The sequence below is a fragment of the Tropicimonas aquimaris genome (assembly GCF_042676185.1).
Classification (GTDB): Bacteria; Pseudomonadota; Alphaproteobacteria; order Rhodobacterales; family Rhodobacteraceae; genus Tropicimonas; species Tropicimonas aquimaris.
The window spans coordinates 1-21,181 of the sequence record NZ_JBHTJT010000030.1; the positions used below are offsets into that span (position 1 = coordinate 1).

Genomic DNA, 21,181 nt, shown 5'->3' on the forward strand with positions numbered 1-21,181 from the left:
AGATGGAACCAAGGCGGGTCATGCACTAACAATCAAACCGGACCAGTCAGATCAGGCTCCCCAGTGCTCACGTTGCATCTTGCGAAGGAAGTGCAGCAGTACCGAGCCTTCGGCGAGGTAGGTGTAGATCGTGACGGTCTTTGGACGGGTCAGTAGTTCCATCGGGACCGTGAGGATGAACAACCCCTCGCTCAGCTTGTAGAGTGAACCTGACTTGGCCTTCTCGTAGAGGCCCCGGTCAAAGGTCCGGCTGCCTTGTTCGTATCTTGTGTCCCACTTGGGCGTGGGCTCGACGCGACCATCTCCGTGCACCTCCGCCATTCCAAGAGCGACGTAGTCCTCGTCAAACTCGATGGGTTTGACTGATTGCTCGTGCTCGAACGGGTTGATGACCTCGTCGATAATCAGGTTGTAGTCGTCGAGCATATTTTTGGTGTGTATTGTCGGCGGGTTCTTTCCATCGAACTCAACTGACACTGTGACCTGGTGCTCTTGCGTGGCAATCGTGCCTAGCCGGAAGTAGAGGGCGTGGGTGCACACCAGTGACTTGCCCTCACGAATAAGCTTCTCTGCATGGTCGCTCTTGCGTCCTTTTGTATCGACCGGTTGAGTGAGCCGGAAACCAGACTGCTTGAGAGCACCGTCGATGTAGCGGCCCACTTCCGACAAGGAGGGGACAACGGTGAGGTACTTCTCACCCTTCTCGAAACGACTGAGGATTTGCGAGGATTTGCCCCATCCACAGGGCATATCAATGATACGGATATGGGTCATGATGACCTCCTTGGCTGCGGTCCGTTGGACCAAGTTTCATGGTAGGAGAAGGTCGAGAGAGAGCGGACCTCGATGCCCGGGTGACGATGCGCGCGGCATAGCAACTTGGGACACAGCGAGCAGATGCGCGGCAGCAGTAGCTCGGTCCGGTGCTCACATCGCATTCGGTGGTAGACCGACGCAGCATTGTGATTGCTCAGGTCATCTGGGAATCACCCAATAACACTCTCTCACAGGAAATCTGATTTTTCTGTTTATTTTCAGACTATTAAATACCACCCACTCCACGGCAAATGGAGCAAGGTCGCGACTTCCTCGGGTGATGTCGCGCTTTCTCTCTATGGATGCAGGGAGAATGGGACGATGTTGCCCCGACGCCGAAAGCGGCGATGCTCGCGCCTTGACTTTGACTGTGAGACGGAGGTTTCGGCCGCAGCAGGCGGGTGCAGGTCCATCAGCACTTGCTCCCACGCACCGATAGCTAAGAAGGACCATGGTCACACCATCATCACCAGAAGATCAGGCATGATGGGCAGGATCAGGCAACTAGGTAGAAACCGCAGACCATACGGGCAATGCAAAGGAAGGGGACGCCGCAGGACGATTCTCGCAGGGCGGAGCGAAGCACGCATGATAACTTGCTCGGACGCTTGCTCCGTCTAGACGACTAGGGGAAGAGACCAGTTGGCTCTACCTGGGACCGCTTCGCCAACCTTTGCTGGACACTCCTGCCTCCAACGCCACCGGTACAACGGAAAAAGAGCAGCGCACCCCAGCGAGCCAACCCATGCAGTTCTATCTGCAGGAAGGACCACAATAACTCATGCCCAATGCGCGCGGCTCCCCAGCGCCATGCAAGGGAGACCAGCAATCCTTCCTTCTCTCAATAGGCGGAGCGGCTTGGGCCTTCCACGACGAGAGCAGACGCCCTGCTGACGACGTTCAAGCAGATCATGCTGCCCTCATCTTCTTTGCGAGGTCCTCCGCCCGAAGGTGTGTGTAACGAAACAACATGCGAGGGTCCCTGTGGCCGCTAATCAAAGCAACCTCGGGCACGCTCAATCCCATCTCGAAGAACCGGCTCACCGCCTCATGCCTCAGGTCATGAAACCGTAGATCGCTTATCGTGGGCCGGGACACGGCGACCCGGCCTTTGCAACGCTCCCAAGCTTGACGAAATGCGTTTGCTGATATCGGGAACACGAGATCCGGTCCCGTATCCCTGTGAGTTCTGCGTTGTGTCAGAAGACCCAATGCTACGTCGCTGAGCGGTATCCGGCGGGCGTGACCGGTCTTCGTAACCGGGATCGCCAAAGTTCCGGTATCGAAGCAGATGTCGGCCCAGCGTAGATTCAGCATCTCACCACGCCGCATGCCAGTCTCGACTGCCAACAGAATACCCGTCCTGAGCCACTCATTGCGGCTCTTGTCGCTTTCTTTTAGCAGGGCCTCGAGTTCTCCGGCTTGCAGACGGCGGTCCCGAGCATTCGGTGACGCTGGCTTGCGCACACGAGCAACGGGGTTCTCCGGTAAGGCTATGTCCCACTCCAAACGAGCGACCTCGAAGATTGCGCGCAACAGGCCTAGGTCTCGGATTACCGTGCCAGCACTGACAGTGCGGAGACGCTCATCCCGGTAACGACTGAAAGTCTGAGGGGTGATCCTCGACAGCGGCTGCGCTGCCCATGGCTGACGTACCATCAGATCGAGACGCTTGTTCTCGGACGCGGCTCCCCGCTTCCGAGACGTGACCTCACGCCTGTACCGCTCTAACACATCACGCACCGTCATTCGGTCGAGAACCCGGTGATCCACACGCAGCGCAGAGGCTTCGATCTCGGTCTCGGTCTGTCGTGCCCACCGTTCCGCGTCACGCTTTGTGGTGAAGGATTTGGTGCGTGCAGTATGTCCCTTGATGCGGACTTGCGCCTGCCACTTGCCGTTGCGGTTCCTAATCGTGGCCATGTCATAACTCCTCTCGGTGTGACCAGAGTGTGACAAGCTGCAAATCAGGAGTTTCTCCCGCCATGCCCTGCAACGGTTCTCACCGTTAAAAACAAGGAGCTTGGCGGTGGCGCACCCGAGAGGATTCGAACCTCTGGCCTCTGCCTTCGGAGGGCAGCGCTCTATCCAGCTGAGCTACGGGTGCGTGCCGATGGCGTATAGCCAACCTGCCCGCGCCCCGCAATGCCCAATCTGATGCGTGGCGCGATCGTTTGGCCCTGTGGACCGCTCAGCCGAAGAGCTCGTGGCAGAACTCCAGCGCGTCCACCAGCGAGTCGACTTCCTCGACCGTGTTGTAGAGCCCGAAGGAGGCGCGGCAGGTGGCCGAGAGGCCGAGGTGATCCATCAGCGGGCCGGCGCAATGGTGGCCCGCGCGGACGGCGACGCCCTTCTTGTCGAGCACGGTCGAGATGTCGTGCGGATGCGCCCCGCCTTCGAGGGTGAAGGAGAAAATCGCCCCCTTTCCCGCCGAGCGCCCCTGCAGGTTGAGCCAGTTGAGCCCCTCCAGCCGTTCGCGGGCATAGTCCCGCAGACCGCGCTCATGGGCGGACACGTTCTCCATGCCGAGCCCCATCAGGTATTCCAGCGCCACGCCGAGGCCGATCTGCTGCACGATCGCCGGCGTGCCGGCCTCGAACTTCATCGGCGGGTCGGCATAGGTGATCTCGTCCTTGTGGACCTCGCGGATCATGTCGCCTCCACCGAGGAAGGGGCGCATCTCGGCCATCCTCTCCTTGCGAATGTGGATCGCGCCGGAGCCCGAGGGACCGTAGAGCTTGTGGCCGGTGACCGCATAGAAATCTGCGCCGATGGCGTCGAGGTTCACCGGGCCGTGCACCGCCGCCTGGCTGCCGTCGAGCAGCACGGGCACCCCCTTGGCATGGGCGCCGTCGACCACCGCCGCCGCGTCCACCATCGTGCCGAGCACGTTGGACATGTGGGTCAGGGCCACCAGCTTGGTGCGCGGGCCAATGGCGTCGATCACGGCCTGCGGATCCAGGTCGCCATTGATGTCGACGTCGACCCATTTCAGGACCACGCCCTGCCGCTCGCGAAGGAAGTGCCAGGGCACGATGTTGGCGTGGTGCTCCATCACCGACAGGACGATCTCGTCGCCGGCCTCGAGCCGCGGCGCGGCCCAGCCGTAAGCAACGAGGTTGATGCCCTCAGTGCTGCCCGAGGTCATGACGATTTCGCGTTCATCCGCGACCCCGAGGAAGCGCGCCACGATGCCCCGCACAGCCTCGTATTTCTCGGTCGCGATGTTGGAAAGCGTGTGCAGCCCACGGTGCACGTTGGCGTATTCCTCGGCATAGCCGCGCGTCACCGCGTCGATCACCGCCTGGGGCTTCTGCGCCGAGGCGCCGTTGTCGAGGTAGACCAGCGGCCGACCGTTGATCTTGCGCGACAGGATCGGGAAATCGCGGCGGACCGCTGCGACGTCATACATTGGGAGAGGCTCCGAAGAAGATCGCGATGAGGATGCCGCTCACGATCGTGACGAGGAAGCCGATGGAGACCATCGACAGCAGGACCATCACGAAGACCGCGAGGGAATTGGTGAAGCCGTGCAGGGCGCAGATGAACTGGGTCAGCACGAAGAACCACAGCACGATCAGGCCGATCACGACCAGTGACAGCACGAAGGGCACCATTGTCCCGACGAGAACGCCCGCAACGCCGATGGCGAGAATGAAGATCTGGTGCCAGGCCACCAGCGCCACCGCGCCGGCGCGGTTGCCCTGCCCGCCGAAGAACCGCCCGATGATATCGATGGCAAAGACCATCACCACGCTGTTGAGCGCCTGCCCGAAGGTCACGACCAGCGGGTTGCCCCAGACCTGGGTCACGAATTCGGCCTCCTCGTCGCTGGCGTCCCGAAGGTACAGCTCGACCGGAATGCCGAAGATGACGACGGTCAGCAGGATGCCGAGCGCCAGCGCCTCCCAGCCGACACGCTCGGGCAGGTTCAGCGCGATAACCCGGCGCGCGGCATCGCGCGGGGCCCGCAGGGTCTCGACGACGAGAGCGCCAAACCGTGGAAGTTGTTCACTCATCCTAATTGCCTTCAGCCTGCCGGGGCCGTTTCGGCCTCGACCAGCGATATGGCCCACAGGGCACAGAACGCAAGGGCCACGACCCATTCCATCGTTTGGAGTTGCGCCCCTGGCCCTATCAGGTGCTGCACAATGCCGCGCAGGAGCATCAGCGGCGAGACGGCGAGCACCGTCCAGAACAGAGCTGCGCGCGAGCGCAGGAAACTGCCCCGTCCGCCGATGGCCCGAGCCACCAGATGCACGATGCCTGCCAGTCCGTAGAACAGCAGCGGTGCGATAAAGAGCCAGCCGAAGAAGGTGTTGATCACACGGGCCTCGGCCGGCGCCTCGGGCGGCCATTGCGGCCCGCCGGCCACCGCCGCTGGCAGATGCGAGACAAAGATCACGAAACAGCCGGCCACGAGGTAGACAAGGATCCGCGCTTCCGGGCGGTCATCCCCAGACAGCGAGGCAAGCAGGCGCCGCATCACCTGACGCGGCGCCCGGAAGGTCCGGAGGATCTCGGCGGAAACCGACACGACTCAGCCCCTGCGCCGCTCCAGCCACCCTTCGAGGCGGCTCAGGACGTCGGCGGCGATGCCCTCGTCCTCGATCTCCGCGATGGCTTCCGCGACGAAGGCGATGACCATGAGGTCGGTCGCGATCGGTGCCGGGATGCCGCGGGAGCGCAGGTAGAAAAGGCCCTCCTCGTCGATCGCGCCCGAGGTGGAGCCATGCGAGCAGGCGACGTCGTCGGCGTAGATCTCCAGCTCCGGCTTGGCGAGGAACTGGCTGTCGTCGTCGAGCAGCAGCGACTGGCTGATCTGGTAGCCGTCGGTCTTCTGCGCGCCTTCCTTGACGAGGATCTTGCCCTGGAAGACGCCGACCGCGCCGTTGCGCAGCACCTTCTTGAACACCTGCCGGCTCTCGCAGCGCTCCGCATCGTGGGTGATGAAGACGGTGTCGTCGTGGTGGAAATCCCCCGTCGCCCCGTCGCCGAGCGCCGCGCCGGCCACGTGGGCCACCGAATCGTCGCCGGTAAGCTCGATCACCGCCTCGTTGCGGGTCAGCGCGCCGTTGGCGGTGAGGGTGAAGGACTTGAAGGTGCTCTCCTTGCCGAGACGGGCGAAGATGTGGGTCACGGCGCGACGCTCGTGGGTGCGGCCCTGCGTGCGGACGTGGTGGAACGCGCCGCCGTCGGCGACCTCGACCTCCATCACGGTGCTCAACCGCGCGGCGGCCGGACCGTTTTCCACGACCGTCAGGTCCGCGCCCTCTTCCACCTTCACCACGTGGTGCAGCATGGCGTCGGATTCGGCGCTGCGGTTCAGGTAGATCAGGTTGATCGGCCTGGCCGCCTTGCCGGTGACCCGGATCACAACCCCGACCCGCGCGAAGGCGGTGTTGAGCGCGGCCAGCGGCCGCTCCACCGGGTCCTGCCCGCGGGTTTCCAGCACGCCGTAGAGGTCGCGCGCCCAGTGGATGTCGGCCGCGCCGGCGGTTTCGAGCGTCTCGATCTCCACCCCGGCAAGGCTCAGATCGTCCGAGGCCTCAGGGTCGAACTCGCCATCGACGAAAACGATCTTCAGCCGGTCGATATCGTCGAACACGGCGGACTCGTAAGGCTCGAAGACCCTCGCCGCGGGCACGTCGGGCTGCACCAGCGTCTCGGGACGGGTGTATTTCCAGTATTCGTCACGGGCATGCGGCAAGCCCATCGCCTGCACGCGCGCCTGTGCCGCCCGGCGCGCCTCAGCCAGCCACGCTCCGCTCTCGGGCAACTGCAGCGTGGCCAGGCGCGTGCTCGTGGCGTCCAGTTTCTGCTGGGTCAACGCCATGTCACGCCACCTCCGTCAGGATGTCGCCGTAGCCGTTGTTCTCGACTTCCAAGGCCAGTTCCGGCCCGCCGGTCTTCACGATGCGGCCGTCGGCCATGATGTGGACGACATCGGGTTTGATGTGATCGAGCAGGCGCTGGTAATGGGTGATGACCAGGAAAGAGCGCCCCTCGTTGCGCAGCGCATTGACGCCCTCGGAGACCAGCTTCATCGCGTCCACGTCGAGGCCGGAATCGGTCTCGTCAAGGATGCACATCTTGGGCTCAAGCATCGCCATCTGCAGGATTTCGTTGCGCTTCTTTTCGCCGCCCGAGAAGCCGACGTTGACCGGGCGCTTGAGCATCTCGGCGTCGATCTTGAGGGTCTTGGCCTTGGCGCGGATCTCCTTGAGGAAGTCGGCGGCCGACATCTCTTCCAGCCCGCGGGCCTTGCGCTGTGCGTTCACCGCGGTGCGCAGGAAGGTCATGTTGCCGACGCCGGGGATCTCGACCGGGTATTGAAACGCGAGGAAGAGGCCGGCCGCGGCACGCTCTTCGGGTTCCAGGTCCAGCAAGTCCACGCCATCCATCACGGCCTCGCCCTCGGTCACCTCGTAGCCGTCACGGCCCGAGAGCACATAGGACAGGGTCGACTTGCCGGAGCCGTTCGGCCCCATGATCGCGTGCACCTTGCCGGTCTCGACCGTCAGGTCGACGCCCTTGAGGATCTGCTTGTCCTCTTCTTCAAGTTTGACGTGCAGGTTCTTGATTTCCAGCATTTTCATCCTCGCATGCAAAGCGGGCCGGCGCCCTGGGAGGGCCCGGCCATTGGGTTCGAAATTCGGTGAGTGGAGAGCGGCGTCAGCCGCCGGTTATGGTGGAGACCAGCCTTGTTATCCCAGTGGTCACCTCGGTGAAGTCGATTGCTGCGTCCTCTTCCGCAAGCTCCGCCTGCACCAGGGAGAACACCGACCAAACGGAGCCGGCCAGCAGAATCGACAGCATCATGGTGATCCTGCTGCCGAGATGTTTCAGCCCGATCTTCTTTTTCCTGGCCTTGCTGGACGGCATGACGACACCGTCGGGCGTCCACTGCTTGCCCTTCTCGATCCGGGCAATCCGCTCGGCAAATCCCCGATCGGCTGTTCCAGCGTATGCCATCACTCGCTACCTTTCCACTTCCTATGGGAAGGGAAACTGGCTCCAAAACGGGGCGATATTTCGGCGAAATCAGCACTTATCCGAGCCTGACCGCCGTGCCCGAGGCAGAGACCATGAGCATGTTGTTGATGACCTCGTAGTCGAGGTCGACGCCGACGACGGCGTTGGCGCCAAGGGCCGCTGCGCGTTCTTCCAGCTCCCGCAGGGCGGTCTGGCGGGCCTCGCCGAGGCTGGCCTCGTAGCTGCCCGACCGGCCACCGATGATGTCGGTGATGCCGGCAAAGAGATCGCGGAACACATTTGCGCCCAGAATCGCCTCGCCGACGACGATGCCGCAGTACTCGGTGATCTGGCGGCCTTCGACGGCCGGGGTCGTTGTGACGATCATCTCGCGAGTCCTTTCATCTCGTATCCCGAGGCGCGTGCCTCTTCGGCGCGGAGGCCCAAGCCGTCCGTCGCCCGCGGCGAGGCGGTAGCCCCCTGCCCGGCGCGCAGTTCTGCGGGGAACGCCTCGACCAGCGCCTGCCGGCAGGCTGCGACACCGGCCGCGTGGCCGATGGTCTCGGGCAGGCCCGCCCGGATCGCCGCCCCGATTTCGTCCACCGCCAAGGGCGTCGGCAGCGCGCGGCCGACGCTGGCAGCGTAGTCGTAGAACTTCAGCGCCGCGGCTCCATGGTTGCCGCTAGGATCGAGCCACGTGTTCGGAACCCCGAAGGCATCGGCAACGGTCATCCCGTGCAGGCTCGACGAAAACACGTAGGCGCAGGAGGCGATCTGGCGCACCACGTCCAGCGGATCTTCCGCGGTGACGTCGATCAACATCAGCCGCGGGTCCTCCGCCAGCGCCGTCACGAGCGCCGGGTCCCCGCGTTTGCTCAGGTGCGGCACCACGCCGATCCTGTCCTGCCGCTGCGGCGCTTCCTCAAGCAACTCGGGCGCTAACAGGCCCGGATCGCCATAGCCCTCCGCCCGCTGCCCCAGCAGCGTCGCGGTGATCGGCCCGCGCAGAAGAGCCAGCCGGACGTTTGCCAGGAACCCGCTGGACACCGGCGCCATCATTCCGCTTCCCCAGATCACCGGCCGGCTGCCATCGTGGCGCGGCTCGGCATGGGCGTTGGCGATCATCGTCATCAGGCTGCCCGCGGCATAGAGCTCGCACTCGCCCCGGTGCGCCCAGGCAACCGGACGGCCGGCCAGATGCGCGACCACCAGCGGTGACAGCGCATCGCCGAAGTTCGGCTCCTTGCGATACCAGAAGAGTTTTATCGGAGCCTCTGCGGCCATCCCATCCGATCCCTGCGACCGTTTCCAAAAGCGCCAGGGTCGCCCACCCCGGCGCCACCACGCAATCCCCTGTCCAAGTTGCACCCTCGAGGCGTGGCGCCGGCCCTCGCCGGCCCGCCACGACGCCTCCGGGCCTCAAGCCTCAGCCGACAGAGCCTTCCAGCGAGATCGCCACGAGCTGCTGGGCTTCCATGGCGAATTCCATCGGCAGCGCCTGCAGCACTTCCTTGCAGAAGCCGTTGACCACGAGGGCCACCGCCTCTTCCTCGTCCATGCCGCGCTGGCGGCAGTAGAAGAGCTGGTCATCGTCCACCTTGGAGGTCGTCGCCTCGTGCTCCACCCGGCTCGAGTTGTTCTTCACCTCGATGTAGGGAACGGTGTGCGCTCCGCAGGTCGAGCCGATCAACAGGCTGTCGCACTGGGTGTAGTTGCGCGATTCCTTGGCCTTCGGGTGCACCGAGACCAGCCCGCGATAGGTGTTCTGGGCCTTGCCGGCGCTGATCCCCTTGGAGACGATCCGCGAACGGGTGTTCTTGCCGAGGTGCACCATCTTGGTGCCGGTATCGGCCTGCTGGTAGTTGTTGGCGATGGCGATCGAGTAGAACTCGCCCTGGCTCTCCTCGCCGCGCAGCACGCAGGAGGGGTATTTCCAGGTGATCGCCGACCCGGTCTCGACCTGCGTCCACATCACCTTGGAGCGGTCGCCCCGGCAATCCGCGCGCTTGGTCACGAAGTTGTAGATCCCGCCGTGGCCGTTCTCGTCGCCCGGGAACCAGTTCTGCACGGTGGAATACTTCACCTCCGCATCCTCGAGCAGCACGATCTCGACCACCGCGGCGTGGAGCTGCGCGACATCGCGCTGCGGCGCGGTGCAGCCTTCGAGGTAGCTCACATAGGAGCCCTTGTCGGCGATGATCAGGGTGCGCTCGAACTGGCCGGTGTTCTCGGCGTTGATCCGGAAGTAGGTCGAGAGCTCCATCGGGCAGCGCACGCCCGGCGGCACATAGACGAAGGACCCGTCGGAGAAGACCGCCGAGTTCAGCGTCGCGAAGAAGTTGTCGGACTGCGGCACGACCGAGCCCAGGTATTTCTTCACCAGCTCGGGGTGCTCCTTGATCGCCTCGGAGATCGAGCAGAAGATCACGCCGGCCTCGGCCAGCTCCTTCTTGAAGGTCGTGCCCACCGAGATCGAGTCGAACACAGCGTCAACCGCGACCTTGCGGCCCTCCTCCGGAGTCTCACCCGCGCCCTCGACACCGGCAAGAATAGCCTGCTCCTTGAGCGGGATGCCGAGCTTGGCATAGGTCTCCAGGAGCTTGGGATCCACATCGTCGAGCGACTTCGGCTTTTCCTTCATGGAGACCGGCGCAGCGTAGTAATACTGGTCCTGGTAGTCGATGGCCGGCACCTTCAGCAACGCCCAGTTCGGCTGCTCCATCTGCTGCCAGCGCCGGAAGGCAGTCAGGCGCCACTCGGTCATCCATTCAGGCTCGCCGTTGCGCTCCGAGATGAGCCGGACAATATCCTCGTTGATGCCTTTCGGGGCATACTCCATCTCGATCTCGGTGTCCCAGCCGTACTTGTAGGTGCCCATGTTCTGGACGGCTTCGACGGTTTCGCGGTCAACACCTTCCTTAACGTCGAGTTTCTCTTCCACTACCGTCATGTCCTATCCAATCCGTCCTGTGTCGCGGCGCCGGCTCAGGAGCCCTGCCCCGACCGTGCCAACATCCGTCCATGGGCGGCCCCCCAAGCTTCGGCGAACCGCAAAACCTCTTCTTCCGTCGTCTCCGGCCCGATGGACACCCTGATCGCACAGGATGCGCTGTCACCCAGTCCCATCGTCTGCAGGACCCGGCTGACCTTGACCTTGCCGGAGGAACATGCCGATCCCGCCGAAATGGCGAAGCCGGCCAGATCCATCTGCATCACCTGGGTCTCGCCCCGCCACCCCGGCACCACGATGCAGGATGTGTTGGGGAGTCGCCTCGACGCTTTCCCGACAAAAATAATATCCTTTGCGGAAGTTTCCAGAGCTTTTTCTAGAATGCTTCTAAGTTTTTCCACCCGGTCCCAGCAACCCGCTTCCAGATCGCGCTGCGCGGCTTCCGCGGCGGCGCCGAAGCCCGCGATTCCGATCAGGTTCTCGGTGCCGGAGCGCCGCCCCATCTCCTGCCCGCCACCGCGGATGCGGGCCTCCACGTCGAGGCCCCGCTTCAGCACCAGCGCGCCGACGCCCTTCGGTCCGCCGAGCTTGTGCGCCGACACCAGCGCCATGTCACATCCCGACCAGTTGAACGCCAGGGGCACCTTGCCGAAGGCCTGGGTCATGTCGCTGACCGCGAGTCCCTCCGGCAGGGTCTGCAGGACCCCGGTCTCCGAATTGGCCAGTTGCAGGGTGGAGCGCGCAGGCTCGTTCACGGTCACCAGGCCGTCGGCAGACACCGGCAGGCTCGTGTCGATCCAGCTTGCCACCGCGTCATGCTCGATTGCCGCGCCAACCAGCCCGCGCCCGGCCAGCGCCAGCGCCGCCGCCTCGGTCGCTCCGGATGTGAAGACGATATCGGCTCCCTCCGCGCCGAGCGCCTGCGCCACCTGAGCCCGCGCCCGCTCGGCCAGCGCCTTCGCGGCGCGCCCCTCCGCATGCACGGAGGACGGGTTGCCGACGAGGTCCATCGCCTCCAGCATCGCCGCGCGGGCCTCGGGCCGCAGCGGCGCCGTGGCGTTCCAGTCGAGGTAGCTCCGGCTCATCCTTTCCTGCCCCGCCCTTCTTCTTGGCTCAAATACCCACGCCGAAGGCGCGATCTTTCGCAGGAAAGATCGTCTCCCGCGCCCACCGGGCGGGAGTGTCATAGGTCAGCGCGCTACTCGGTGCAATCGTCGTGGAGCTGGAACAGCGACGGGACGGCCGGACAGGGCGCCAGATCGTTATTCACAACGTCCGACAGCCGTGCTTGGTGCAGGAACACGTAGACATGGGCCGAGAGGCTCTCCCAGAGCCGGTTGTTCAGCGATTGCGCCCGGCTGCCGGAGACACCGCCCTTGGCGCCCGCCCCGGTGTGCAGCGCGCTCACCGTTTCGTCCACCGCAGTCAGGACCTCGGAAACCCGGATCTGCTCGGCCGACCGGCCCAGCCGGTAGCCGCCACCCGGACCCCGCACCGATTCCACCAGACCCGCACGCCGAAGCTTCACGAAGAGCTGTTCGAGATAGGGCAGCGAGATGTCCTGCCGGTCGCTGATTTCGGAGAGCGACACAAGATCCCCGGCCGGGGCCAGCGCGAGATCGGTCAGCGCCACCATTGCGTAACGACCTTTGGTGCTGAGTTTCACGGAACACCCCTCCCGAAAGGTTGACGTGGGCCTCGGGGGAGCTTAACTGCCTCAGGCTCCGCTGTTATATGCAGCCCACGGAATGGAAGTGTTCTAGTTACCCCGACCGATAGCGTCAATCGCTGGCATTGACGCATTCGCAACCAGACAAGGAAAGAGGCAGGCACATGCCCGAGGTGATATTCCCCGGACCCGAAGGACGGCTGGAGGGCCGCTATCACCCGCAGAAGGAGAAAGACGCGCCGATCGCGATCCTGCTTCATCCGCACCCGCAGTTCGGCGGCACGATGAACAACAAGGTCGTCTACAACCTCCACTACACGTTCCATAACATGGGCTTCACCGTCCTGCGGTTCAATTTCCGCGGCGTGGGCCGGAGCCAGGGCGAGTACGACCAGGGCGTGGGCGAGCTCAGCGATGCAGCTTCGGCGCTCGACTACCTGCAGTCGATGAACCAGAACGCCAAGCATTGCTGGGTCGCAGGCTTCTCCTTCGGGGCCTGGATCGGCATGCAACTGCTGATGCGCCGCCCCGAGATCACCGGTTTCGTCTCGGTCTCGCCGCCGGCCAACATGTACGACTTCTCCTTCCTGGCGCCCTGCCCCTCTTCCGGCCTCATCATCAACGGTGCCGCCGATCGCGTGGCACCGCCCAAGGACACCCAGGCGCTGGTCGCCAAGCTGCACGAGCAGAAGGGCATCACCGTCACCCACGAAGAGATGGAGGGCGCGGGCCACTTCTTCGAAGAACCGCACATGCAGCCGATGCTCGATCACGTGGAAACCTACGTGCGACGCCGGCTGACCGAAACCACGCGCTGAGGCCCGCCATGAGCGTTCTGGAGGATCTCGCCGACAGTCTGGCGAGGGACACGATCAAGGAAGCCTTCCGGATTGGCCGCGAGAGCCTGATTCAAGACGTCGCAAAGCAGCTCGGCGCAACCTCCACGACCATGGAGGAAGCCTACCTGACCTCGATCCGGATGCGCCTGGCCGAACGCCGGGCGCGGGAGTTCCTGACGACACAGGTCAAGCAGGCCGACGCGAAGAGCGGCTGACTCGGGGCAAGGGCGCGCGCGGGCAACGCTTGTCGTTGCCCGGCGAACCGCCTAAAGGCGGATCATGACCAACAAACTCGCCGACCAGATCTCCTTTCTGCAGGAAATCGACCACCTGAAGGGTGTGCTCCGGGCCACGCCCATCGCCGACAATTCGCGCCGCGAGAACTCGGCCGAGCATTCCTGGCATATCGCGATGTACGCGCTGGTCCTGGCCGACGAGGCCGGGCCGGAGGTGCGGATCGACCGGGTGATCCGGATGCTCCTGCTGCACGACATCGTGGAAATCGACGCTGGCGACATGCCGATTCATGAGGTCCACGATGCCGAGGCCCATGCAGCCAAGGAACGCGCCGCCGCAGACCGGCTGTTCGGCCTGCTGCCTGCGGCGCAGGCCACCGAGTTCCGCGCTCTCTGGGACGAGTTCGAAGCCGCAGAGACCGCCGATGCGATCTTCGCGAAAACCATCGACCGCGTGCAGCCTCTGCTTCTGAACCTCGCCAATGGCGGCGGCAGCTGGATCGACTATGACGTCACCCTCGACCAGATCGACGACCGCGTCGGGGAAAAGGTCATGCGTGGGGCCCCGGCGCTTTGGCACCATGTGCGTGCCCGCGTGGCTGGGTTTTTCGCCAATCAGGCAGCCTCGGTGCCCGCTCCGGAAGCAGCGCATCCAGAACCACGAAAGCCGTGAGCACCCAGGCCAGCGCAAGCCCGATCTGACCGAGCCGGCTCAGCATCGCCACCTCGGCGCTGTCGGATAGCGGCGCGATCGCGCCGCCGAAGAGGATCAGGAAGGTCGTCATGGCCGAGCCCGCCAGTGCCGAATCCGGGCGTTCCGAGGCGTGCCACCAGCCAAAGCCGAGGCAGAGCGCCAGCACCACCAGCGCCAGGAACGGAAAGAACGTCGCCGCTACAACGAGCTCATGGGCCGTCACCGCCGCGAGGCCGCCGATCAGGTTCGCCGCCAGCATCGCGCCCGCCACAGCCGGCCCGTCCTCGGTGCTCGCGGCAAGCTGCTGGGACAGGATCGCCACAAAGAGCAGCGTCAAAGGCGCGCCGCCATCCACCAGAAAGAACGCCAGCGCGAAGGGCACCGTCACCAGCGCCATACGCAGCTGGCGGCGCTCTGGGTCGAAGTCCGGCTCGCCTCCCTGTGGCGCCTCCTGCGTCACATGCGCCCGCCTCGGCACTGGCAGCAGCACGAACGCCGCCCATGTCGTGAGGAGCGCGAAGACCATGTTGGCCGACAGCCAGATCACCACCCAGACCGCCAGCTCGACCGAGCCCCGCGCCAGCAGCGGCACCAGCAGCGCCGCGAGCAAGGCCAGCACCACCAGCAACGGTGAGCGCCCTCGAACGGAAAGCGCGAATGCCCAGAGGACGGCCAGACAGACCCCGATCAGGTAGAGCACCGGATAGGGGCGTAGCAGGCTGAACACCGCCGTGGCCAATGTCAGCAGGCCGATCGCGGTCAGCACCAGCTTCACCCCGCCCGCCAGTGACGGCGGCGCAGGCGCCTGCAGGAAGAGCGCGGCGAAGACCGCCCCGACAAAGGCCATCGGCCAGTCGAAAGCGACCCCGAGGAGGAAGAGCACCGCCGGCCCGAGCGCCAGCCGCATGCCGAGGCGTGAATCCTCAATAGGCATAGGAGAGCCAGGACAGCGCGCGGATATAGGCCCGCCCGAGCGCGTTCAGGACCGGGTTGTCGGTCGTGTAGACGATCACGTCGGCCTGCCCGTTGATCTGGAACAGAACGTCGTCGTCCGGGTCACCGGCCTCGTAGCCCGGCAGGACGATCCGCACCGGGAATCGCTGCGGCGCCCGCATCCAGCCGGAACTGCGGGGCGCGGCGGCGAGCGTGCCGGGCTGGTTCTCGGTGCCGATGGCGACCGCGCCGGAGAAACTTTCGACCCGGCCCTCCAGCACTCGGCCCGGCTGGATGTCCAGCGTCACCTCGACAGGGTCGCCCACGCTGACCTCGCCGAGGTTGTTCTCGGTGAGGAAGGCGTCGATCCAGACGAACTCAGTGTCCACGAAGGTCATCAGCGGCGTCCCGGCCTTCGCATAGGCGCCGGCCGCAACGTCGAGATTGCTCAGCCCGCCCGCCGTGGGTGCGGTCAGTTCGGTCCAGCCAAGTTCCAGCTCCGCCTGCGCCACCTCGGCGAGCGCCTGCCGGATCGCGGGGTTGTCCGCTCCCTCGGGGCCGAGCTGCTGCTGCGCCCGCCACAGATCGGCCTCCGCCCGGGCCTGCGCGCCCTCCGCATCGGCCAGCGCGGCCCGCGCCGCATCGCCACGCGCAGCGGCGATCAACCCCCGGTTCTCCAGCTCGAAGACCCGGGAGGACTGCAGCCGGACGTTCTCCAGAGCAGCCTCCGCCTGGCTCAGCGCGGCCTGCGCCGCGGCCACGCCGGCCGAGCTCTCCCCGATCGAGAGGATCACCGCGTCCAGCTCGGCCCGCGCCCGGTCCAGCCGGTTCCGGTAGGCCCGCGCGTCGATGCGCGCCAGCACCTCTCCGGCCTCCACCAGCTGGCCGTTGGAGACCGCCACATCGACCAGCGACCCGGATACCTGCGGCACGATCGGCGTCACCACCGCCTTGACCCGCGCGTTCGACGTAAAGGGCGTGAACCGGTCGGCCGCCAGATACCAGGCGAACACCAGAACCGCGATCAACAGAACCAGTCGGATGAGCGTCTTCATGCGTTTCTCCTCAGTCCCGCACCCCCAGGCACACCCCAGCACAGGATCCGCGCCCTGTCACCGGGACACACGGTCCGCCTCGAAAATCGCCGGTTTCCCGGCCTGCTGCTTCTCGCAACGGCGGGGGCAGGGCAAAACGGTATACATTTGCATACCATATTCCAGTGGCGCGAGGATTGCGCTATGACGCGGGCAGGTTCCGACTCAATCCAGCCCATTGCAAGAGAGACCCCATGACCAAGATCAAGGTGGACAACCCCATCGTCGAGATGGACGGCGACGAGATGACCCGGATCATCTGGGACTTCATCAAACAGAAGCTGATCCTGCCCTACCTGGACATCGACCTGCTCTACTACGACCTCGGGATCGAGGAGCGGGACCGTACCGAAGACCAGATCACCATCGACGCCGCCGAAAAGACCAAGGAAGTGGGCGTCGCGGTCAAATGCGCCACCATCACCCCCGATGAAGCGCGGGTCGAGGAATTCGGGCTGAAGAAGATGTGGCGCTCGCCCAACGGCACGATCCGCAACATCCTCGGCGGCGTGGTTTTCCGCCAGCCGATCATCTGCCGCAACGTGCCGCGCCTTGTGCCCGGCTGGACCCGGCCCATCGTGATCGGCCGCCACGCCTTTGGCGACCAGTACCGCGCGACCGACTTCAAGTTCCCCGGTTCGGGCAAGCTCTCCATGAAATTCGTCGGCGACGACGGCACGGTGATCGAGGAAGAGGTCTACCAGGCCCCCTCCTCCGGCGTCTTCATGGGCATGTACAACCTCGACGATTCGATCCGCGACTTCGCCCGGGCCTCGTTCAACTACGGCCTGAACCTTGGCTGGCCGGTGTACCTGTCGACCAAGAATACGATCCTCAAGCAGTATGACGGCCGCTTCCTGGAGCTGTTCCAGCAGGTCTTCGAGGAAGAGTTCGAGGAAAAGTTCAAGGAAAAGGGCATCTGGTACGAACATCGCCTGATCGACGACATGGTCGCCTGCTGCATGAAGTGGAACGGCGGTTTCGTCTGGGCCACCAAGAACTACGATGGCGACGTGCAGTCCGACACCGTGGCGCAGGGCTTCGGCTCGCTCGGCCTGATGACCTCGCAGCTGATGACGCCGGATGGCAAGATCGTCGAGGCCGAGGCCGCCCACGGCACGGTCACACGCCACTATCGCCAGCACCAGGCCGGCCAGCAGACCTCGACCAACTCCATCGCCTCGATCTTTGCCTGGACCGGCGGGCTGAAGCACCGTGCGAAGCTCGACGAGAACATCGCCCTGATGTCCTTTGCCACGACGCTGGAGAAGGTGATCGTGGAGACCGTCGAGGACGGCTTCATGACCAAGGACCTCGCGCTGCTCGTCGGCCCGGATCAGGGCTGGCTCACCACGATGGGCTTCCTCGAGAAGATCGACGAGAACCTCAATCGCGCGCTCGCCGGCTAGGCGGAGCGCCAGACGCGGACCGGGCGGCGTGCAGGCGCACCCCGACCGGCGCTGCGTCCTTTTCGGGCATCGGAGGGCGCAGGGGTGCGGCCTCCGCTAGGTAAGCCTCAACCCTCGGCACGCAGCATGTTACGCCCGTCCCCGAACCACCGTGGGCCGGTCGCAGCCGGCCCGGCCCATGGCGGCATGCAAGATACATGGAGCCCGCGCCTTGCCCTCCCCGATGCTTTCGCCGCCCGATGCCGACGCGGTGCGCCACACCCCGGTCGACGATGCCCAGGGCCTCGCCATCGGCGTGTTCATCTGCGCCCTCGGCCTCACCTTCCTTGCCCATCTCGGCTTCCTGACGGGCCAGACGGCCGGGGTGGCGCTGATCATCTCCTATCTCACGGGATGGTCCTTCGGGCTTGTCTTTGCCGTCATCAACCTGCCGTTCTACTGGCTTGCATGGCGGCGCATGGGGCTGGAGTTCACGCTGAAATCGCTGGGCTGCGTCTTTGCGCTCTCGCTTCTGGTGGACCTGCTGCCGCACTGGCTGGCCTTCGAGCGGCTGACGCCGCTGCTCGGCACGGCGGTCTTCGGCGTGCTGACCGGGCTGGGGCTGCTGGCGATCTTTCGTCACCGCGGCAGCCTCGGCGGGCTGGGCGTGCTGGCGCTGCTGGCGCAGGATCGGCTCGGAGTCCGGGCGGGCTATGTGCAGCTCGCGGTCGATATCGTGCTTTTCGCGGTCGCATTTTTCCTGTTCCCCGGCCGTATCGTCGCGTATTCCTTGCTGGGCGCGGTGGTCCTGAACGGTGTGATCGCCTTCAATCACCGGCGCGACCGATACATCGCATCGTGAGGTTTCCATGCCGACCCATGTCGTCGCGCTGATCGGCGCCATTCTGACCGAGGTCGTCGGCACCACGGCGCTGCATTCCAGCCAGCAGATGACGCGGCTCGGGCCAACGCTGGTGATGGCGCTGGCTTATGCGGTCTCGATCTACCTGCTGTCGCTGGCGATGAAGGCGATCCCGGTCGGCGTCGCCTATGCGATCTGGTCGGGGTTGGGGATGGTGCTGATCACGCTGATCGGCTTCAAGGTCTTCGGGCAGAAGCTCGACGCGGCGGCAATGATCGGCCTCGCGCTGATCGTGAGCGGCGTGGTGGTGATCCAGCTTTTTTCGAGCGCCGGCAGTCACTGACAGGCGCCGGCCGCCGACTCAGGCCTCCAACTCGGCATCCCAGTAGAGGAAGTCCAGCCAGCTCTTGTGCAGGTGATTGGGCGGGAACTTGCGGCCCACGTTGCGCAGTTCTTCCGCTCCCGGGCGACGCGGCGACTTGAGCAGGCTCATCCCGGCCTGGCGCAGCGACTTGGAGCCTTTCTTCAGGTTGCAGCTCGAACAGGCGGCGACCACGTTCTCCCAGCTGGTGATGCCGCCGCGGGCGCGCGGCACGACGTGATCGAAGGTAAGATCGCCCTTGGCGCCGCAGTACTGGCAGCAGAACTGGTCCCTCAGAAACAAATTGAAGCGCGTGAAGGCCACGCGCTTCTGGGGTTTGACGAAATCTTTCAGGACCACCACCGAGGGTATTCGGATCGTGGTGGAGGGGCTTCGGACGACCTCGTCGTACTCGGCCACGATATCCACCCTGTCGAGCCAGGCCGCCTTGATCGCCTCCTGCCAGGGCCAGAGTGACAGCGGGTAATAGGAGAGCGGCCGATAATCCGCGTTCAGCACCAGCGCCGGATGATGCCGCAAATTGTTCGGTTCCCGCACGAAGTGTTTTCTGAAATCGCCGTCCATGGTCCTGTGACTCCGCCCCTGCCCTGCCTGCCTGCTCCGTGGCTCAGGGCGGGACACCCCGCCCCAGCTGAAGACAACTATATGTGGCGTTTTCCGCCTGACAACCCTCGTGATACGGTGGATTTGGCCATTGGGTATCGCGGCTCGGTGACATCGATGTGACAATTATCCACAGCCGGGGAGCGTCACCCGCCGGATCGGCGCCAGCCGGTCGAGGAAGGCGGCGTCGTGGCTGACCACCAGCATCGCGCCGGCATGGCCGGACAATCCGGCCTCCACGGCTTCGAGCGCGGGGATGTCCAAGTGGTTGGTCGGCTCGTCGAGCACCAACAGATCGGGCGGAGAGGCCCCCGCAAGCACCAGCGCGAGGGCGGCCTGCATCCGCTCGCCACCGCTCAGACCGGCAACCTCCGCGTTCCCAGCCGCGCCGCGAAATCCCATCCGCGCGAGTGCCGCATGGATGGTGTTCCGACCGAGCCCGGGGTGGTGGCGAGCGAAGGCGTCGGCGAGGGTGCCGGCCTCCCCGAGCAAGGCTGTCTGCTGGTCCAGAAAGGCGAGGCTCCCGCGCGAGATCGCGCCCGCGTCGGCCTCCAGAAGCCCCGCGCACAGGCGGAGGAGCGTGGACTTTCCGGAGCCGTTTGGCCCCACCAGCGCAACCCTTTCGCCCGCCCGCACATCCATGGAAAAGTTTTTCACAACAGGTGCTTGCTCACCGAATCTGAAGCTCACGTCGCGCAGATCCAGCACCGTCCCGTGGCGGCGCGCATCCGGCGCGGCATCGAGCCGGCGCGGCATAGTTGGCGGCAGGGCGGCGCGCGCCTCCTCTAGTTCCACGCGCGCCTCGCTCCGCTTGCGTTCGGCGAGCCGCGCGGCGCCGGCACCACGGCTTTCGGCGCGGTCGCGCATGGCGTCGGTCAGCATCTTGCCATGGCTGCCGGAGGTCCGGAGCGCGCGTCCCTGCCGCGCCCGGCCCGCGCTCTTGCGAGCGCTTTCTCCGATCGCCGACTCGACCGCCGAGACCGCCCTGTCGGCCCGCTCCAGCCGCGCCTCGGCGCGGGCGCGCGCGGCAGTCCGGGCCGCCTCGTAGGTGGACCAGCCGCCGGTGTGAAGCTGCGCCGATCCGGCCTCCAGCGCGAGGATCCTGTCCATCCCGTCGAGCAGCGCCCGGTCGTGGCTGGCCACCAGCGCCAGCCCCCGCCCGCGATGCTCGTCCAGAAGGGTGCGGACAATCTGCCGCCCCTCCGCGTCGAGATCGTTGGTGGGCTCGTCGAGCAGCACAATTTCCGGGCATTCGAAGAACAGCGCCGCCAGGGCCGCGCGCCGTTGCTGGCCGCCGCTGAGTCGCCCAAGCGCCACGCGCGAGTCGACCGCGCCGAGCCCGACGCGGGCCAGGGCCGTCTCGAGCCGGGATTCGAGCGTCCAGTCGGCCTCGGCCAGATCCTCCGCCGTCCCCCGCCCGGCGGCGGCACGGTCGAGCCGGTCCAGCGCCCCTGCCTTGCCGAACAAGCACGCGATGCTCTCTTCGGGGGCGAAACTCTGGCGCAGACGTGCTGTCGTGCCGGCGCGGATCAAATGCCCGGCGCGGGCGGGCACATCTCCGGCCACGACACGCAGGAGCGTGGACTTGCCGGACCCGTTCGCGCCCACCAGGCCAATCAGGCCGGAGGTCAGGCTGCAGGTGAGCCCGGTGACAAGGGGTGTGGAATCAGGACGGGAAAGGGGGAGGGAATCGAAGGTCAGAAGGGCCATGGGCAACGCGGATCGGGAGAACGGGACGGG

At 65.3% G+C, this 21,181-nt stretch carries 22 protein-coding genes, 1 tRNA gene and 1 pseudogene; 6 read left to right on the forward strand and 18 right to left on the reverse strand.

What is annotated here, in order from left to right; all coding sequences use genetic code 11:
* Window positions 1-51: 51 nt before the first annotated feature.
* The 14 genes from ACFQ2S_RS13575 to ACFQ2S_RS13640 all read right to left on the reverse strand — a co-directional run bounded on the left by ACFQ2S_RS13575 (window position 52) and on the right by ACFQ2S_RS13640 (window position 12,407).
* Window positions 52-774 carry a hypothetical protein gene (locus ACFQ2S_RS13575; RefSeq protein ID WP_386075218.1) on the reverse strand — a complete coding sequence of 241 codons (723 nt, stop codon included), beginning with the start codon at window positions 772-774 and terminating at the stop codon, window positions 52-54.
* A gap of 951 nt (window positions 775-1,725) precedes the next feature.
* Window positions 1,726-2,739 (reverse strand): tyrosine-type recombinase/integrase, encoded by a 1,014-nt coding sequence (locus tag ACFQ2S_RS13580; protein ID WP_386075220.1) that lies wholly within the window; start codon window positions 2,737-2,739, stop codon window positions 1,726-1,728.
* A gap of 107 nt (window positions 2,740-2,846) precedes the next feature.
* Window positions 2,847-2,923: transfer RNA gene (locus ACFQ2S_RS13585), tRNA-Arg, on the reverse strand.
* A gap of 84 nt (window positions 2,924-3,007) precedes the next feature.
* Complete coding sequence (locus ACFQ2S_RS13590; protein ID WP_386075222.1) at window positions 3,008-4,228, reverse strand: cysteine desulfurase; 1,221 nt, start codon at window positions 4,226-4,228, stop codon at window positions 3,008-3,010.
* Window positions 4,221-4,835, reverse strand: a complete 615-nt coding sequence (locus tag ACFQ2S_RS13595; RefSeq protein WP_386075223.1) for a YIP1 family protein — start codon at window positions 4,833-4,835, stop codon at window positions 4,221-4,223. Before ACFQ2S_RS13595 ends, ACFQ2S_RS13590 begins: the two co-directional genes overlap by 8 nt.
* A gap of 11 nt (window positions 4,836-4,846) precedes the next feature.
* A complete protein-coding gene (locus tag ACFQ2S_RS13600) occupies window positions 4,847-5,353 on the reverse strand; it encodes a YIP1 family protein (protein WP_386075225.1) in 507 nt (168 codons plus the stop codon).
* A gap of 3 nt (window positions 5,354-5,356) precedes the next feature.
* Entirely contained in the window at window positions 5,357-6,652 is a 1,296-nt protein-coding gene (locus ACFQ2S_RS13605) for a SufB/SufD family protein (RefSeq protein WP_386075226.1), read from the reverse strand.
* Between the two features lies 1 nt (window position 6,653).
* The gene (gene sufC, locus ACFQ2S_RS13610) at window positions 6,654-7,409 is read right to left on the reverse strand and encodes a Fe-S cluster assembly ATPase SufC (protein ID WP_386075228.1); all 756 of its coding nucleotides are present in this window, start codon (window positions 7,407-7,409) and stop codon (window positions 6,654-6,656) included.
* Between the two features lie 82 nt (window positions 7,410-7,491).
* Window positions 7,492-7,791 (reverse strand): hypothetical protein, encoded by a 300-nt coding sequence (locus ACFQ2S_RS13615; RefSeq protein WP_386075229.1) that lies wholly within the window; start codon window positions 7,789-7,791, stop codon window positions 7,492-7,494.
* Window positions 7,792-7,867: 76 nt separating this feature from the next.
* Window positions 7,868-8,179, reverse strand: coding sequence for a heavy metal-binding domain-containing protein (locus ACFQ2S_RS13620; RefSeq protein ID WP_089232788.1), 312 nt, complete (start codon window positions 8,177-8,179; stop codon window positions 7,868-7,870).
* A complete protein-coding gene (locus tag ACFQ2S_RS13625; RefSeq protein WP_386075230.1) occupies window positions 8,176-9,075 on the reverse strand; it encodes a polysaccharide pyruvyl transferase family protein in 900 nt (299 codons plus the stop codon). Before ACFQ2S_RS13625 ends, ACFQ2S_RS13620 begins: the two co-directional genes overlap by 4 nt.
* Window positions 9,076-9,217: 142 nt before the next feature.
* Complete coding sequence (sufB, locus tag ACFQ2S_RS13630; RefSeq protein WP_386075232.1) at window positions 9,218-10,741, reverse strand: Fe-S cluster assembly protein SufB; 1,524 nt, start codon at window positions 10,739-10,741, stop codon at window positions 9,218-9,220.
* Between the two features lie 35 nt (window positions 10,742-10,776).
* Window positions 10,777-11,826: a cysteine desulfurase family protein gene (locus tag ACFQ2S_RS13635; protein ID WP_386075233.1), complete on the reverse strand. Its 1,050-nt coding sequence runs from the start codon at window positions 11,824-11,826 to the stop codon at window positions 10,777-10,779.
* Window positions 11,827-11,939: 113 nt separating this feature from the next.
* Window positions 11,940-12,407, reverse strand: a complete 468-nt coding sequence (locus ACFQ2S_RS13640; RefSeq protein WP_386075234.1) for a Fe-S cluster assembly transcriptional regulator IscR — start codon at window positions 12,405-12,407, stop codon at window positions 11,940-11,942.
* A 167-nt stretch (window positions 12,408-12,574) separates the two neighbouring features.
* On the opposite strand from ACFQ2S_RS13640, the gene ACFQ2S_RS13645 reads away from it, so the two are divergent.
* The 3 genes from ACFQ2S_RS13645 to ACFQ2S_RS13655 all read left to right on the forward strand — a co-directional run bounded on the left by ACFQ2S_RS13645 (window position 12,575) and on the right by ACFQ2S_RS13655 (window position 14,158).
* Window positions 12,575-13,228, forward strand: coding sequence for an alpha/beta hydrolase (locus tag ACFQ2S_RS13645; RefSeq protein WP_386075236.1), 654 nt, complete (start codon window positions 12,575-12,577; stop codon window positions 13,226-13,228).
* 8 nt (window positions 13,229-13,236) lie between these two features.
* Window positions 13,237-13,464 carry a hypothetical protein gene (locus ACFQ2S_RS13650; protein ID WP_386075238.1) on the forward strand — a complete coding sequence of 76 codons (228 nt, stop codon included), beginning with the start codon at window positions 13,237-13,239 and terminating at the stop codon, window positions 13,462-13,464.
* 64 nt (window positions 13,465-13,528) lie between these two features.
* Entirely contained in the window at window positions 13,529-14,158 is a 630-nt protein-coding gene (locus tag ACFQ2S_RS13655; protein WP_386075239.1) for an HD domain-containing protein, read from the forward strand.
* A 538-nt stretch (window positions 14,159-14,696) separates the two neighbouring features.
* Here ACFQ2S_RS13655 and ACFQ2S_RS13660 read toward each other — a convergent pair.
* Together ACFQ2S_RS13660 and ACFQ2S_RS13665 are read right to left on the reverse strand one after the other, a co-directional pair.
* Window positions 14,697-15,113, reverse strand: a pseudogene (locus ACFQ2S_RS13660) (DUF2955 domain-containing protein); the annotation flags it as partial.
* The gene (locus ACFQ2S_RS13665; RefSeq protein ID WP_386075240.1) at window positions 15,103-16,167 is read right to left on the reverse strand and encodes an HlyD family secretion protein; all 1,065 of its coding nucleotides are present in this window, start codon (window positions 16,165-16,167) and stop codon (window positions 15,103-15,105) included. The pseudogene ACFQ2S_RS13660 and the gene ACFQ2S_RS13665, both read right to left, overlap by 11 nt.
* Window positions 16,168-16,400: 233 nt before the next feature.
* On the opposite strand from ACFQ2S_RS13665, the gene ACFQ2S_RS13670 reads away from it, so the two are divergent.
* The 3 genes from ACFQ2S_RS13670 to ACFQ2S_RS13680 all read left to right on the forward strand — a co-directional run bounded on the left by ACFQ2S_RS13670 (window position 16,401) and on the right by ACFQ2S_RS13680 (window position 18,799).
* Complete coding sequence (locus ACFQ2S_RS13670) at window positions 16,401-17,615, forward strand: NADP-dependent isocitrate dehydrogenase (protein WP_386075242.1); 1,215 nt, start codon at window positions 16,401-16,403, stop codon at window positions 17,613-17,615.
* Between the two features lie 211 nt (window positions 17,616-17,826).
* Entirely contained in the window at window positions 17,827-18,456 is a 630-nt protein-coding gene (locus ACFQ2S_RS13675) for a YitT family protein (RefSeq protein WP_386075243.1), read from the forward strand.
* 7 nt (window positions 18,457-18,463) lie between these two features.
* Window positions 18,464-18,799, forward strand: coding sequence for a DMT family transporter (locus tag ACFQ2S_RS13680; protein ID WP_386075244.1), 336 nt, complete (start codon window positions 18,464-18,466; stop codon window positions 18,797-18,799).
* An 18-nt stretch (window positions 18,800-18,817) separates the two neighbouring features.
* Here the strand turns inward: ACFQ2S_RS13680 and ACFQ2S_RS13685 are convergent, their stop codons facing one another.
* Together ACFQ2S_RS13685 and ACFQ2S_RS13690 are read right to left on the reverse strand one after the other, a co-directional pair.
* Window positions 18,818-19,402, reverse strand: coding sequence for an HNH endonuclease (locus ACFQ2S_RS13685; protein ID WP_089232776.1), 585 nt, complete (start codon window positions 19,400-19,402; stop codon window positions 18,818-18,820).
* Window positions 19,403-19,567: 165 nt separating this feature from the next.
* A complete protein-coding gene (locus tag ACFQ2S_RS13690) occupies window positions 19,568-21,151 on the reverse strand; it encodes an ABC-F family ATP-binding cassette domain-containing protein (RefSeq protein WP_386075246.1) in 1,584 nt (527 codons plus the stop codon).
* Between the last annotated feature and the right edge of the window lie 30 nt (window positions 21,152-21,181).

Excerpts from the sequence above, each read along its gene's own strand:
- ACFQ2S_RS13625 (WP_386075230.1), bottom strand. The coding sequence starts at position 9,075 with ATGGCCGCAGAGGCTCCGATAAAACTCTTCTGGTATCGCAAGGAGCCG.
- ACFQ2S_RS13580 (WP_386075220.1), bottom strand. The coding sequence starts at position 2,739 with ATGGCCACGATTAGGAACCGCAACGGCAAGTGGCAGGCGCAAGTCCGC.
- sufC (WP_386075228.1), bottom strand. The coding sequence starts at position 7,409 with ATGCTGGAAATCAAGAACCTGCACGTCAAACTTGAAGAAGAGGACAAG.
- ACFQ2S_RS13635 (WP_386075233.1), bottom strand. The coding sequence starts at position 11,826 with ATGAGCCGGAGCTACCTCGACTGGAACGCCACGGCGCCGCTGCGGCCC.
- ACFQ2S_RS13685 (WP_089232776.1), bottom strand. The coding sequence starts at position 19,402 with ATGGACGGCGATTTCAGAAAACACTTCGTGCGGGAACCGAACAATTTG.
- ACFQ2S_RS13615 (WP_386075229.1), bottom strand. The coding sequence starts at position 7,791 with ATGGCATACGCTGGAACAGCCGATCGGGGATTTGCCGAGCGGATTGCC.
- ACFQ2S_RS13575 (WP_386075218.1), bottom strand. The coding sequence starts at position 774 with ATGACCCATATCCGTATCATTGATATGCCCTGTGGATGGGGCAAATCC.
- ACFQ2S_RS13620 (WP_089232788.1), bottom strand. The coding sequence starts at position 8,179 with ATGATCGTCACAACGACCCCGGCCGTCGAAGGCCGCCAGATCACCGAG.
- ACFQ2S_RS13655 (WP_386075239.1), top strand. The coding sequence starts at position 13,529 with ATGACCAACAAACTCGCCGACCAGATCTCCTTTCTGCAGGAAATCGAC.
- ACFQ2S_RS13605 (WP_386075226.1), bottom strand. The coding sequence starts at position 6,652 with ATGGCGTTGACCCAGCAGAAACTGGACGCCACGAGCACGCGCCTGGCC.
- ACFQ2S_RS13650 (WP_386075238.1), top strand. The coding sequence starts at position 13,237 with ATGAGCGTTCTGGAGGATCTCGCCGACAGTCTGGCGAGGGACACGATC.
- ACFQ2S_RS13645 (WP_386075236.1), top strand. The coding sequence starts at position 12,575 with ATGCCCGAGGTGATATTCCCCGGACCCGAAGGACGGCTGGAGGGCCGC.
- ACFQ2S_RS13590 (WP_386075222.1), bottom strand. The coding sequence starts at position 4,228 with ATGTATGACGTCGCAGCGGTCCGCCGCGATTTCCCGATCCTGTCGCGC.
- ACFQ2S_RS13680 (WP_386075244.1), top strand. The coding sequence starts at position 18,464 with ATGCCGACCCATGTCGTCGCGCTGATCGGCGCCATTCTGACCGAGGTC.
- ACFQ2S_RS13665 (WP_386075240.1), bottom strand. The coding sequence starts at position 16,167 with ATGAAGACGCTCATCCGACTGGTTCTGTTGATCGCGGTTCTGGTGTTC.
- ACFQ2S_RS13670 (WP_386075242.1), top strand. The coding sequence starts at position 16,401 with ATGACCAAGATCAAGGTGGACAACCCCATCGTCGAGATGGACGGCGAC.
- ACFQ2S_RS13690 (WP_386075246.1), bottom strand. The coding sequence starts at position 21,151 with ATGGCCCTTCTGACCTTCGATTCCCTCCCCCTTTCCCGTCCTGATTCC.
- ACFQ2S_RS13595 (WP_386075223.1), bottom strand. The coding sequence starts at position 4,835 with ATGAGTGAACAACTTCCACGGTTTGGCGCTCTCGTCGTCGAGACCCTG.
- sufB (WP_386075232.1), bottom strand. The coding sequence starts at position 10,741 with ATGACGGTAGTGGAAGAGAAACTCGACGTTAAGGAAGGTGTTGACCGC.